The organism is Paenibacillus sp. FSL H8-0317, from assembly GCF_045040685.1.
Classification (GTDB): Bacteria; Bacillota; Bacilli; order Paenibacillales; family Paenibacillaceae; genus Paenibacillus.
This window is the reverse complement of record NZ_CP150294.1, coordinates 1,866,622-1,880,170: the sequence shown is the minus strand read 5'-3', so window position 1 is coordinate 1,880,170 and position 13,549 is coordinate 1,866,622. Positions and strand designations below refer to the sequence as shown.

The following is a 13,549-nucleotide window of genomic DNA, read 5'->3' as shown; positions in this document are numbered from 1 at the left end:
GGATGCCGCCTCCTTTAGGTCCGGAAAATCAACTCACGGTAGATGTTATAACCGAATTCGTACAACTGTTGGAGCATGCTGAAGACGAGGGCACCAAGGAATACGATAATGCCCATCACAATGAGCGTTAGCACCATCGTAATGATTGTTTTAATCACGGTGTACTGATGAACCGTCATCATGCCAATGAACAAAAGCAACACAAACCAGAAGAACGCGATGCTATTAAAAAGATAATAAAAAGCAGTCTCCTCCTGCACCATGAAGCGGCTGATCACGATCATCGGGGCATAGATCAGAATAACCGGAATGAGCGAGTATCCTGTCGCCAGAACGATTTCTCTGAATTTCCCTTCCCCTTCCATCAAGGTCGTTACAGCCCAATTGGCTGTGCACCATAGAAAGAATGGCACTGCAACCGTGGCAATCTCGATGATGCTGTTAATCGTACGAGGATCGATGTAATTGACGAGAAATCCTGCGTACTGCTTTTGCAAAATCATCATGACAATGGTAAGCGCCAATGCTGCAAAAGCAACAAACAGCCGTCCCCGGTTTTCTGACTTGAGGTCCCAGAATGCATCAATGGGGTGAAAAATGAGATGCAGCGGAAACTTAATGAAATCCTGCTTCACGATCAACCTGCCTCCTCCGTCTCCATTTAACCGCCACCCGGGTCAGGATCAGAATGACAATCAGCGCGATCGCAGCGGTCAGGAATGTACCAAAATGTTCCTTCATCATCTCCCGCCGATGCCTCTTGAACGCCACAGAATAACTCTTGCGATCCATCCCAAGTTCGAAGTAACCTAGCGCTTCCTCGTTTTTCTTCTCCATTAATAAGGACTTGCCGATACCAATATAGGCGATGTCATAGTTGGCATTCAGCTTAAGCACTTCTCTCCATATATTCACGGCCTCCGTGTCCTCGCCCCGATAGTGGAGGGCCACCGCTTCATTCACACGGGCACCAAAACGGGTTGGCTCATAGATAACAAGGTTGTTCTTGCCCCGATCCAGAACCAAGTGGTGCTCACCCGATTGTTCAATCGCGACAGGTGTTTTGAGCGTGCCCACCTGATTTCCTTTGCCACCGTATATGTAGAGCAGATGACCTTCATCGTCGTACGTGAACACCCGGTTTTGTGTCGCATCCAATACACTGTACATGCCGTTACCCAGCACTTTTACATCAATCAGTTTGGAGGGACCCGGATTGTTGCGGAACCGGATATCGCCTTTAACATCGTAATAACCAAACCGCTTCAGCACATCTTCACCAGACGGATTCAGCCGTTTGATCGGTTCATTTGAGCCGGGATCGATATTCGTTGCATACACAAATCCTTTGTGGTCGATATCCGCATTGGAGAACTCCGTTGGGACAAACAGGACCATCTGTGCGCGCTGGGCTTTGGTCGATAACATGCGCCAGATATATTCGCCGTAGTCCCGCTCCACTTTGTTCGTACCGACATATCCGATAAATTTCCCACTCTCGTCAAACTGCATAATCCCTTCGTAGACCCCTTGCGCCACAACGTACACTCGGCCTACATGGTCCACCGTTAGTTTCAAAGGCTGGAACTGGAATTGGGTCGACAGAATATCCGACTCAGGCTTCGTGATCGTATGAATCAGCGCTCCTTCTCCATCCAGGACAACCACACGACTGTTGCCCGTATCGGCAACATAGATGTGTTCTTCTTCATCCACAAACAATCCGCCCGGAAGGTTGAAGGTCTCCTTGCTACCATCCATCATGAATCCATCGATGACGCGCAGCAGCTTAAAACTGGTGTCCAATACGATAATTCGGCTGTTGCCGCTATCCAAAATATAGATCAACCCGGAGGGAGAAACGTTCACATCACCGGGGTCTTTGAACTCACTAATGCCAAGGTCACGACCTGATAGGGTACGCTCGGGCAGATAGGCATCCGGTGAGGGAACAGCCTCTTTCCAATAGTTGTAATTGTAACTCTCATACGGCGCCGGGGAGGCCGCCGCAGGCACGGCATTCACCAGCAGCAGAGATACTGCCGCCAGGAGAACAAGCCATCTTTTCACTGTGCGTGCCATATCGTTCCCCCTTAATCCTTCATGCCCGAGCTCGCCATTGTCTCAATGATTCGGCTCTGAGAGAAAATAAATAGCGTGATCGGCACACTCATCAAAATCAGTGCTACCGCAGCACCCGCTCCTGCCCGGGATATGCCGCCCTGAATAATCTGACCCGCTGCATAATGCAGGGTCTTGAGCTGCTCACTGTAGATGTATCCATTCCCATCACTGCCCCACAACATCTGGAACAGCAGAATGATCAATGTAAGCCAGGCTGGCTTCACATTGGGCATCACAATGGACCAGAAGATCCGGTATTCACTGGCACCATCAATCTTGGCTGCTTCCAGCAGCGCATCCGGGATCTGCTCCATGAACTGTTTCATCAGATACAACCCGAGTGAATAGGCAAATGCCGGAATAATGACGGCCCAGTAGGTATCGATCCATCCGAGCCATGACATGATCATATAGTTCGGAATGGCTGTCACCGCTGGTGTGAACATCAGTGAGAGTACGACCACCTGGAACATGAATACTTTGCCTGGAAACTTGTGTTTGGCAAGTGGGTAGGCCGCTGCGGAAGCTAGCAGCACATGGCCTACAATTCCGATACCTGTAATAAATACCGTGTTGAATATATAACGTGAGAACGGCACCCACGAGTCACTCAGCAGATTCAGCAGATCCGTAAAGTTGCTGAACGTGGGATTTCTGACAAACAACGTTGGTGGAAAGGTGAAGATTTCATCTAAAGGTTTGAATGCATTGTTGATCGCATAGATCAACGGCAGTACCATGAAAGCACCGAATACGAGCAGAAGGGCAAACAGGGAGAGGCTTCCCGATAGCGAGCGATTCACCCGCTTTTTGCCTGTCGCAATTGCAGCCATAGCTATTCTCCCACCCTTCGAAGCAGTTTCTGTACCAGCAAGTTGGTGCCCACCATAATCATGAACAGCACGGTGGCAATCGCCGATGCGTAGCCCATCTCAAATCGTGTTGTGCCAAAGTCGATCAAATGGGTCACCACAGTCTCTGCTGCATAGTTCACGCTTGGGAACCCGGCCAGCGCGATCGACACATCGGCCACGGCAAACGAGGTTGTCAGCTGAATGACTGCGCCGAACATCAACTGTGGACGCATCGAAGGCAGGGTAATGTACCATAGTTCCTGCCAGCGATTTTTGATCCCATCTACCGCTCCTGCTTCATATAACGTCCGGTCTACAGTCTGCAAACCGGCGATAAACGCCAGAAATCCGGTTCCCAGACTCAGCCACAGCTGCACGAGAATGAGGATGGGCATAATGTAAGCTTCTGTCTTCAGCCATTGGATCGGCTCCAGCAGAAAACCCCATTTGATCAAGAGCCCATTAGCAATACCATAACGATCTCCCGAGAAAATCATCAGCCAGATAAAATACACATTGCCCGAAATGGAGGGCGCGTAGAAGATCAGCGTCATGAACGCTCTCCATTTCGGAGTTAACTCATTAATGATCCACGCGAAGACAAAACAGGCAATATAACTGATCGGCCCGGTAATGATGGCAAACAGCAGCGTATTCTTGATCGCAATCAGGAATACATCATCCTCCAGAAACAGGCGGGTATAGTTCTGCCAGCCAATAAAACGTGGAAATTCCAGCATGTTAAAGTAGGTGAAGCTGAGTATGATCGAGATGACAACCGGAATCACGGTAAACATGAGGAACAGGAGCATATAAGGTGCAAGCAGAACATAGGAATGTTTGCTGGCCTTCATTTCCTGGAGTTTCCAGCTCCACCACGATTTCATGCCCATCCTTGACGCTTTCTCAGGAGGACTGTTTTGTCCGTCTCGGAGTGATATTTGTGGCACGATTAACCCTCCCTCTGCTTACGGAAGACCAAATTCATTACGTTTGACGCGAATCTCGTCCTGAATATATTGGGTATAATCCATGATGGATTCCCTGGCTTCCACTTGGCCAACAACGGTTTTGTAAAATGCATTAAACAGATGGCGGCCTGTAAAATAACCACCGGGTACTTCAGGAATGCCCTTCACCGTTTCGAATTGTGCCTTGAGATTGGCGTAATCCTCCGCAGGCCAAGGTAGGGAATCCAGTGCCTTGATGTTGGCCGTTGGATAACGGGCAGCCGCACCCATCAGTCCTTCCATCTCCCGTCCGAATTCCGCCTGAATCGGTGTACTGGTCCACCACTTCATGAACTCCCAGGCCGCGTCCTGATCCTTGGCACTCTCCAGCATCATGACAGCGCTGCCTCCACCCGGGACGTCCCGATTCAAGGTACCATCTGCCTGAACGGTTCCCGGGACAGGAACGAATCCCCATAGTCCGCGAATCTCCGGTGCAAATACAGACAACTGGTTGTACATGGTGTAATCCGTTAGTCCAATAGGCATCTGTCCTGTCCGGAAACGGTTGGCAAAATCATATTCCCGCTCCAGCTTGTAATCGGTATAGAATTCGGTCCACTGCTTGAAGGTCTCGATTCCGATCCGGGAATCCAGATCCGATTCCTTGTCATCGTTACGATAGAAGGCGCCGCCGTTCTGGAGCAGCATCGTTGCATACTGCGAGTTCGGCGGAATATTGACACCCTGCATATTCGCCTGGGTCACAACCGGCATGCCGAATTCCATGTGATTCTTGCTCAGAATCGCGAGTAAAGCCTCGACATCCTCCCAGTTCTGAGGCACTTCAAGTCCGAGTTCTTCGAGCACGTCTTTACGATAAAACAGCATGTTAAAGGTCTGTGTTTCCGGTAGGGCATATACGCCAGAATCATAGGCATACGGTACAATTGCACTTTCCCTGAACTCCTGTTCCACGGTGCTATAATCACTGAATTGCGTCAGATCTACAGCCGAGTTCCGCATCGCAAAGTTCACCGGCAGATCATTACCGATCTGCATCGCTACATCCGGTCCTTCACCAGACAAAGTCGCTGGCAGCAAGGTTCCCATGTTGACCAGCTTCAGATTCACGTTAATGCCACTGTCTGGTGTGAAGGTCTTGTCAATCATCGCCTTCATCGTATTCGCCTGGTCTCGTCCGCTACCAATCCAGACCGTTACCGTGCGCTGATCTTCCGATGTCGCTACATTGCCGATCTGGTTATAATCAATGAAGAACGAATGATAGAATATCTTCGCTTCATGACCGAGCTTCGCGAGTGGCCCCATACCCGTTCCGGGAATATCTTGGTCGATCGAAGTGACGTACAGTGCGTCGATCTCAAGGGGTTGCTCTCGTGCCTGCTGCACCCATGTTCCGAGACCACCCGTGTTGGTTTTATAAGCCGCAAGCCGTCTTGGAATGGTATCCGGCTTGTCAATCATCTCGTCCAGTTGCAACGCCATGGTCTTGATCAGTGCTTCCTGATCGCTAGACTGTCCTGACAGAAGACGAAGCTGTGCGGCCACGTCTTTGAGTCGTTTACTTTCCCCGCTGAACACTTCCAGCAGGTTCGGAATCTGTTTTTCCACCCGATAATCCCGGAATTCATCAGGCTTCGTGCCTGTAATCATCAGAATACGTCGGTACATGGAGTTCAAGTTGTACAGACTGTCCTCCACATTGCGGATAAGAGATGCAAAATCTCCGAGGCTGTTCTCCAGCCGCAGCATATGTTTTCCTTTGTCCAAGTGAAACTTGTATGCTTCCTTGCCGCCCATGACGTCAATGCGATAATCACTCTGATAACGGAAAGGGGCTTTGGCCATCTCTGCAAACGGAACTTCACCATCAATGGTGAGCTTGCGTGTGGAGTAGATGCCTTTGACAAAATTCTGCTGTCCGGTAAAACCGATATGATACAGTCCACTCTCCGGCACATCCACTTCCCATTCGATCCATTGTCCTGGCAGACGCCAGTTAAAGCCGCCAATCGTATTAATGCGTACCTGGGAAGCGCTGTAAGGAGATACAGCAGAACTTGACCTTTCGCTGGTCGGGTATAACGTAGGTGAAGATTTGGCAATCGCGGCTTCTCCTTCAATGCGAATAAGTACATCCTTCGGCTGCCCGGAGGAATCCGACTGTTGTGCACCTGCAGTTTCCGCGTAAGGAACAGCTGTCTTCTCATTGAAAAGACGAATGGACCGAATCACCATGGGTTCACGCGATGATTTTAGTGTTAGCGTGTGTTCCCCTTTTTCCAAATAAAACTTGAATGGAGTCTGTTCGTACCCGTCTGAGTCCTGAAACGTTTCTTCCATCCAGCGTGGTTGCTCCACTTGTCTCGGGCGAAGGTCATTACCTTGATTGTCCTGCTCAACAACATCTTTCTCATTGGCCCACACCCGGTCAAACTGCAAATAGGCAGCTTCCGCAAAAGGGAGTTCACCATCAATGTACAATGCACGCTCAATGGCCGAACTCTTGCCTTCAACGGGATAATAGGTGGCGGACAGGTTATACAGCCCGGTCTCCGGCACGTTAATGGTCCAATCGACTTGTCCGGTCTCTCCGGTATGGAGAGATACACCATCCATTCCCTCATAATTAGTCAGTTTGCGGACGTCCTCACCTTCGGCTTTTATGTAATCTGCTGCTTCAATGGTGATGTCCACATTCGGCTGTGTAGCCTGATCCGTTCCGGATCGATACTGTTCGTATCCCTTTTTCTGCCGGGTCTGCTGCAAGACTGCATCCACTTCAATGGCAGGCAGACTGCCAGGCGGAGTGTTTGCACTCTTTCCATCAGCGCCGGAAGTTACATATAGAATGATACAGGCTGCCGCCACGATGATTACTGTGGACAATATCCATGTCATACGTTGTAGAATTCCAGCCATCCTACGAGTCCTCCTCATCAAGGCTGATGCCAGCAATGCCGATTTGGTGGTTCAGGAAAAAGGGACTTCGTGCAACATTGCCGACACGAGCCCCTGCCTGAATCGTTTGCTGGTGATAAGTGTGATTATTGTTTGCCGAGTTTATCAATGGCAGCTTGTGCCTGTGCTTTGTATTTCTCGGCTGTTGCTGTCACGGAAGCGTTGTTTTTGATGATATCATTCACGTAATCTCCAAATGGGTAACCCGTGTAAGCATCATCCAGTAAAATGCGGCCCGTTCCAGCGATGTGCTCGCGAATGATCGCAATATCCTTCTCATCGGTATAACGACTCTCCAAATAATCTTGACCTGGATACTCTTCGATCTGCGGGATGTCGAAGGTCTCTTCATAGATTTGGTAGACGATCTTCGGATCCTCCACACCTTTCGGAATGAACTTCGCCGATGCCGCGTTGTTTGCATACGTTACCTCTTTGCTACCCTGTGGCCCATTCGGAATCGGCACAACGCCGACAGCAAAGGTGAGATCGCCCAACTGCCATTCAGCAGCAGTGAACAGAGCTACGTCTCCATCCTTGAACGTATTGCTTTCCTCCCAATTGGTTTTGTCGCCGGTTTTGACCTTCACGACATTTTCCACGTTATACAGGCGTTTGACGAATTCAGCAGCTTCAATCGTTTTCGGATCGGATAATCCTTCTTTGCTATTTGTATCATCCACGATGGTTCCACCGTTGGCTGCAGTAAAATGACGAACGACATCAAGGGCCCAGCCAGAAAATCCGTATACATCTGTTTTGCCGTCGTTATTGGTATCTTTGGTTGCCTGTTTGGCAAGTTCCATGAATTTGTCCCAATCCCATTTGCCTTGGTTATACAGTTCCTGCGGATCAGGCAAAGATAATTTTTTGAACAAGTCACGGTTATAGTGAAGTCCCAGACCAATGCTGGTCGGAGATTCGAAGGCATATTCGTTGCCTGCAATGGCAGGAAATTTTGCAATCAGATTAGCCTCTTGGTTGATGTTATTCTCAGGTGTAGTGAATTCGGAGATGGGCAACAGTTGCCCTTTGAGGATGGCGGGTAGTGCGGATTTGTACTCCATCTGAACGATGTCGGCGAACGGTTCGCCAGCCAGTGCAGACGTTGTGAATTTGTTCATGTATTCTTCAAAAGGTACGTTAACAAACTCCAGTTTTACGTTGTATTTCTTCTCGACCTCTGCAATTTTATCAAGTCTGGCCTTATCGGAGGCCGTCTCTCCCGCCGGTTTCAAGTCCCACCAGGCCGCGACCTTGATGACACGCCCACCCAGATCAGGCACATTCGCCATAACTTCTTCCGCTACGTCTTCTTTCTCTGTTTCAGCGACTTCGGTGCTGTTGCCTGAATTCGTTGTTCCCTCTGCATCAGTCCCCGTCTGCGTTGTCCCCCCACCACTGCAAGCGGATACAAAAAGAATCACAGCCAATAACATCAGAGGTAGAACATTCCATCTTCTCATCATGATTTTAACAACCTCCCCGAATGTGTATGCCAATCATGGTCCACTCTAAATCATTAACCCCGCTCATCAACCAATCGAAAATAAAAGACCACCACCATTTGTTATTTTCTTGTTTGTTTTTGACAAACAAAATTTAACACAGCAAAATGTAAGCGTCAACATTTTTGTTGTTAACATTTTCTAATTATTCTGATAAAATGCTTATAAAGCTATATTTTAGCTGTATTACAGCTTATTCAATATCCTGGACTCTAAGTACACACTTATTAAAACCATGTTATAACTTTGTTTATTTTGTTATTTTTATAAAATAACAAAATAATAATTAAGCAGACAAAATTCGTCATTCTATCTGAAAATATGCTTACCGTCATGTTGAACGTTCATCCTAAAATACTGTACATCACTAACATTTTGAATTCTCTGTCCGTTATTAGATTAAGAGAAATACATCATGTTATACTAGAATCAGTTGGATATCGCTCCAAATAAGGAATACGGCAGAACTACGAGTGTAAGGATGGTATGATGAAGACAAAGGTAACAATTCAGGAGATTGCACATTTTACGGGTTTGTCGAAATTCGCGGTGTCACGAGCTTTGTCTGGAAAATCGGGAGTTAGCGATCAAACGAGGGATGTCATTCTCAAGGCCGCTGGCAAACTTGGATATTTCAAAGATAACAGCATGTTGTCTGGTGACCTGTATAACAACCATGAACTTCAGGAACCGAAGAACACACGTTCAAGCGGAACGATCTTGATTTTGTTCCCCAATGTTCGGTATCAAAATCAAGACTCCGTATACTGGGGACCCGTCTTTAACGGGATTTCTTCCAAGCTGAACCAAAAAGGGATTAATATTCTGACCTTGACGGAACCCTCAGCAGACCAGCTATTTACCCTGCTCAACCCGGATGCCATTCGAGGAATCATTACCGTTGGCTCTATCTCTACCCCGATTCTGCTTGAAATCAAACGGCTCAGTATTCCGGTTGTGATGGTGGATCATCTGGACCCTGTTTTTCACAGTGACAGCATATTCACCGATAACTTTGCATCCATGCGAGAGATCATGCTCTATTTGCTCCGCAAGGGCTTCAAAACATTCCAGTTTGTTGGCAATATCGGGGATGCTCATAGCTTCTATGAACGCTGGATTGCGTATACTTCTGTGCTCATGGGTCATGGGATGGAAATACATCAGATTCCCGAGTTGAGTAATCAGGCATTGGATGAGTTCCGCCAGACGTTCACTTCGGTGATCAGTGAGGATAACCTGCCTGAAGTTTTTGTATGTGCGAATGATTTCTATGGGCTATACACCATAGAAGCCCTTGAGAGTATGGGTATTCGTGTACCCGATCAGTGTGTTGTCACGGGATTTGATAATCTATACGACAATATCCCATTACTTGCCACAGTTAATGTGAACAAGGAGTTGCTCGGTGCGCGTGCAGTGGATCAGATGTTATGGCGCATTGCGAACCCAGAGAGCAGCGTAGAGAAAAAGCTGATTCTTGCTGACGTTATTATTCGTGAACAGTTCAGCCGGCATAGCGGCTAATAAGGTAGGATACATGGTGGTACATATGTGAGATGGAATAACACTTATGCCACACAGAACAGCAAGCCAAATACCCCTTTAACCGTGTAATCATACGGCTTTTGGGTTATTTGGCTTGATTATTTTATGTTGGGCCGTTCTACGTATCCGTGCGCACATCATCCCAGTCCTGATCCAGGTAACAGATCAGCCAGTTCAATGCACGGTGACGTTCATAGGCCACCCCACCATTCAAACCAGCGGGAGGCGTTCTGTCATTTACCCGACTATCCACACACACCCAGTTGTAACGGTAGATCAGATCTGCTTCATCCAGAATCTCACTCTTGTTACGCAGGGATGCATCCGTGAGAAAGTCCGTAAAGCTATCCTTCTGCTGTAAATAACCGACATCCTTCCCTACGTTACACAACTCCGTTGGTGCGCCCAGTTCCTTCACGTAACCAAGCGCCCACAACATCACGTGGTACGCTTCATATCCCCAGGAGAACGATATGATCTCCTGCTGCTCTGCTCCGTGCTGATCGATAAACCTCTTCTCTACGGGTGAGAAAAAGGATTCAGCCTCATACTTGTCAATTACTTCCTGAACCAACGCTGCCGTATCTTCCGCACTTTCGCCTGCTCCCAGACACTCACCTTTAAGAGCGGCAAGACATAGGGCAACCGCACGGCGCGCGACCTCCGCTTCACTCCGAATCGTCGTGTGCTCGTCTCCGGCTCTTGCGGGCAAGTTCGCATTAAACGGAACCCCTTGTTCGGTTAAGCGTTGCTCTGACCGCACTTTACGTTGAATTGCAGACTCGGACTGGGGTGTATCGCCATCCAGGAAGCTGGTGTGTGCTGTCACGGTGTAATCCTCCACCTCAGAATCTCCATTTACATCCAGCAATAGCTGGCCTTGTGCATTGAGCAGAGATCCACCTCCCCAGAAGATAACAGCATCCAGAGAGTCCGCCAATCGCAATAACTCGCCGAAGAATTCTTCCGATATGTCCTCTTCCGTCTCAATACCAACCACCATATTCAATGTGGAACATTTGATCAGTACCTTTTCCTGGAGCGAAGCATTGCGCCCTTCAATCTGACTCAAAAAACCAAGCATCCCTTGAATCATTGTCGTAAATTCCTCAGGATGTGTCTGGCTGGTCATGATATTAAAGCCTTTGGTTTTCTTACTGAGCCATTTTTTCTGCGTCACTTGAATATGGGTCTTGTCTTCCCGGCGTTCAATCGTACCCTCAGGATAAATGGATAGAATCACTGCAAACAGCTGATCCAGGTCAAATTGAGAGCTATATATCGCACAATTTCTCATGAAGTTCACCCTCTCTATATATAGTTCAACTAATGAATATTTACACTGGCACTCCGATGGCAGAATAACTTTCCGATCGCTGTTATCCCCAGATTTTTTTATTCCTTTTTTTTTGGAAAGGGGAAATCCGATGATAGCGTATGCTTCCGATGTAGCTTTCTTTTAGAAAGCTTTTAGGCGAACGCTCCGCTTCTTCAAGTTATTTCTGCCCTCTCCGTTATCGTGTAAATGTTCAGTTGAACATATATGACTAATCCTTATACGGATCGAATTCATTACCTCCGGCCATGGCGACACCAACGGGACGCAGCACATGGTTGATTTTCAGCGTATTGGCATGTGCGTTCAGTACGTCTTGCAGTTTTTTGTACACAAACGGACTTTCGTCTGTGCCCGCTCCCCGGAGCTCAACGCCATAGGCACGAATTGCTTCATGCATCTGTGCTTCACTAATCTCACCGCCCATGCGTGTGCGCAGCTTGTAGTTCATTTTGCCAGCCGCCTGCGTTCGGCTCATCGTACGCCCTGCTCCGTGCACAGTGCTGCGGAATGATTCGGTATTCTCTTCGCTGTGGATCCCCTCCACAATTACCGAGATATCTCCCATGCTTCCACCGACAAAACCGAGCTGCCCGGGTGCCAGCGGCGTTGCGCCTTTGCGGACCACGACTACCTCTTCACCCATGTGCTGTTCTTTCCAGGCAAAGTTGTGATGGTTATGAACGGCATATTCAGCACTTGCCCCGAGAATTCCAAGCACCTGTTCAATGACATAGTCTCGTCCTGCATAGGCATACCGGCCCGCCAAAGTCATTGCGTCCCAATACATATCACCCATTTCGCTATTTAGGTCAAACAATGTAGGCGGCTGATCCATCGATTCACCAGGAGCTTTGCCACTGAACTCGCGTCCTGCAGCGAGGTTAAGGAATCCACTCGCCACTTTGTGACCGAACCCGCGACTGCCAAAATGATTCGCGATCCATACCTTTCCCGTTGTCTCTTCTACAAAAATATCCACAAAATGATTGCCACTGCCTACAGTTCCAAGCTGGTTGCGTGCGAGTGTCTTCAGCTTATGTTGTAATCCCGGTTCAATGGTATCAAACAGCTTCCAGCTCGCGTCGTCGAACAGCTCATGATCCACGGGTGTTGGATTATTGCGGCCCACACCGAAAGATATGGTCGAATTGATGTCATCCATAATCTTTACAATCTGATCCCGAATATCGTCCCACATCAGATTTGTGCGCACAGCCTTGTTGCCACAGGCAATATCGTATCCGACACCTGACGGACTGATCATATTCCGGTAAGCGACAACACCACCGATGGGTTGCGAGTAGCCTTTGTGATGGTCGGCCATCAGAGCCACACCCAGTACATCTCCATGTTGCGAGCAAGTCACCGCCTGACTTACGGCGTTCTCCAGCGGCTCCCCCCAGACTTTAATGTTATCCACGATTCTCATACTCTATATAAACCTCCTGTCTTATCAAACACTTTGTATATATTACCAAAATTTATGCCATATGGGCAGTAAATCAATTCCTGCTGGATGATACACATTGCCATTTCGATTGCAGTATCCTCTACCAATCGCTGTACGTTATTGTGTAACTTTAGATTAGTTTTTTTTCACAGATTGTATTTTATACCAAACAAAATGACATATATATATTGCAAAAAGACTCAAATAATATTATCATGAAGCTCATAAGAAATATTTACCACATTATTTTCAATCTCTATGAAGGAGAGGTCAATCATGAAATGGTTTAAAACAAATGGCAATCAGGATGAGCGTATCGTCAATCTGAAAAACAAGGTGTATAAGGAAGCTTACACTTTAATCATGTGGATCTGCGGCATCTCCATCCTGATCAAAAGCTTTCTCAGTTGGGAGACTTACTCCATGCTGACGGAAGTGATCGTACTTCTCGCAGGAAGTATCTATTTCGGAATTCGTTCCGTCATGCTGGGCATTTATTCGGATGAAGTTGAGGTCCATGACCAGACGAGCAAAATTTCATATAGCCTGCGCAACATAATTACGGGTCTTGTTATCGGTTTTTCTATGGCCTTGTTCCTGGGCATCCGAAGTTCTGTTTTGTTTGCCGAAACGGCGAATGAGAAGTGGTGGTTTTTCTTCCTCGTTTTTATTATTTCACTGCTGCTTTATATTCCGCTCTTTGCAGGATTCAATGTCATCGTTCATCACTTCGCAAACAAGGCGAGTCAAAAAGCCGCTCGAAAAGATCAGTGGGATTCATAGAAAGGATA

Annotated in this window: 10 protein-coding genes; 2 read left to right on the top strand and 8 right to left on the bottom strand. The window is 47.7% G+C overall.

The genetic code is table 11. The features are described from left to right. Positions 1–14 precede the first annotated feature (14 nt). The 6 genes from MHB43_RS08715 to MHB43_RS08690 form a co-directional block, all read right to left on the bottom strand. The gene (locus tag MHB43_RS08715; protein ID WP_339183375.1) at positions 15–635 is read right to left on the bottom strand and encodes a YIP1 family protein; all 621 of its coding nucleotides are present in this window, start codon (positions 633–635) and stop codon (positions 15–17) included. Next, positions 616–2,082 carry a gluconolactonase gene (locus MHB43_RS08710; RefSeq protein WP_405131761.1) on the bottom strand — a complete coding sequence of 489 codons (1,467 nt, stop codon included), beginning with the start codon at positions 2,080–2,082 and terminating at the stop codon, positions 616–618. Before MHB43_RS08710 ends, MHB43_RS08715 begins: the two co-directional genes overlap by 20 nt. 11 nt (positions 2,083–2,093) lie before the next feature. After that, positions 2,094–2,957, bottom strand: a complete 864-nt coding sequence (locus tag MHB43_RS08705) for a carbohydrate ABC transporter permease (RefSeq protein ID WP_339183371.1) — start codon at positions 2,955–2,957, stop codon at positions 2,094–2,096. Between the two features lie 2 nt (positions 2,958–2,959). Further along, the gene (locus tag MHB43_RS08700) at positions 2,960–3,871 is read right to left on the bottom strand and encodes a carbohydrate ABC transporter permease (protein WP_047842211.1); all 912 of its coding nucleotides are present in this window, start codon (positions 3,869–3,871) and stop codon (positions 2,960–2,962) included. A gap of 75 nt (positions 3,872–3,946) precedes the next feature. Then, a complete protein-coding gene (locus tag MHB43_RS08695; protein WP_405131760.1) occupies positions 3,947–6,874 on the bottom strand; it encodes an extracellular solute-binding protein in 2,928 nt (975 codons plus the stop codon). Positions 6,875–6,999: 125 nt separating this feature from the next. Next, the gene (locus MHB43_RS08690) at positions 7,000–8,382 is read right to left on the bottom strand and encodes an ABC transporter substrate-binding protein (RefSeq protein WP_405131759.1); all 1,383 of its coding nucleotides are present in this window, start codon (positions 8,380–8,382) and stop codon (positions 7,000–7,002) included. Between the two features lie 525 nt (positions 8,383–8,907). On the opposite strand from MHB43_RS08690, the gene MHB43_RS08685 reads away from it, so the two are divergent. Beyond that, the gene (locus tag MHB43_RS08685) at positions 8,908–9,948 is read left to right on the top strand and encodes a LacI family DNA-binding transcriptional regulator (RefSeq protein ID WP_405131758.1); all 1,041 of its coding nucleotides are present in this window, start codon (positions 8,908–8,910) and stop codon (positions 9,946–9,948) included. A gap of 139 nt (positions 9,949–10,087) precedes the next feature. Here MHB43_RS08685 and MHB43_RS08680 read toward each other — a convergent pair whose 3' ends face one another. Both MHB43_RS08680 and MHB43_RS08675 read right to left on the bottom strand, forming a co-directional pair. Continuing rightward, entirely contained in the window at positions 10,088–11,266 is a 1,179-nt protein-coding gene (locus MHB43_RS08680) for a DUF4272 domain-containing protein (RefSeq protein WP_405131757.1), read from the bottom strand. A gap of 250 nt (positions 11,267–11,516) precedes the next feature. Further along, positions 11,517–12,737 (bottom strand): RtcB family protein, encoded by a 1,221-nt coding sequence (locus tag MHB43_RS08675; protein WP_405131756.1) that lies wholly within the window; start codon positions 12,735–12,737, stop codon positions 11,517–11,519. A 297-nt stretch (positions 12,738–13,034) separates the two neighbouring features. Between MHB43_RS08675 and MHB43_RS08670 the strand changes: the two genes are divergently transcribed. After that, the gene (locus tag MHB43_RS08670) at positions 13,035–13,541 is read left to right on the top strand and encodes a DUF6773 family protein (RefSeq protein WP_339183357.1); all 507 of its coding nucleotides are present in this window, start codon (positions 13,035–13,037) and stop codon (positions 13,539–13,541) included. Positions 13,542–13,549: the final 8 nt, after the last annotated feature.

Coding starts and splice junctions, on each gene's coding strand:
- MHB43_RS08710 (WP_405131761.1), bottom strand. CDS start 2,082: ATGGCACGCACAGTGAAAAGATGGCTTGTTCTCCTGGCGGCAGTATCT.
- MHB43_RS08705 (WP_339183371.1), bottom strand. CDS start 2,957: ATGGCTGCAATTGCGACAGGCAAAAAGCGGGTGAATCGCTCGCTATCG.
- MHB43_RS08700 (WP_047842211.1), bottom strand. CDS start 3,871: ATGGGCATGAAATCGTGGTGGAGCTGGAAACTCCAGGAAATGAAGGCC.
- MHB43_RS08695 (WP_405131760.1), bottom strand. CDS start 6,874: ATGGCTGGAATTCTACAACGTATGACATGGATATTGTCCACAGTAATC.
- MHB43_RS08690 (WP_405131759.1), bottom strand. CDS start 8,382: ATGATGAGAAGATGGAATGTTCTACCTCTGATGTTATTGGCTGTGATT.
- MHB43_RS08685 (WP_405131758.1), top strand. CDS start 8,908: ATGATGAAGACAAAGGTAACAATTCAGGAGATTGCACATTTTACGGGT.
- MHB43_RS08680 (WP_405131757.1), bottom strand. CDS start 11,266: ATGAGAAATTGTGCGATATATAGCTCTCAATTTGACCTGGATCAGCTG.
- MHB43_RS08675 (WP_405131756.1), bottom strand. CDS start 12,737: ATGAGAATCGTGGATAACATTAAAGTCTGGGGGGAGCCGCTGGAGAAC.
- MHB43_RS08670 (WP_339183357.1), top strand. CDS start 13,035: ATGAAATGGTTTAAAACAAATGGCAATCAGGATGAGCGTATCGTCAAT.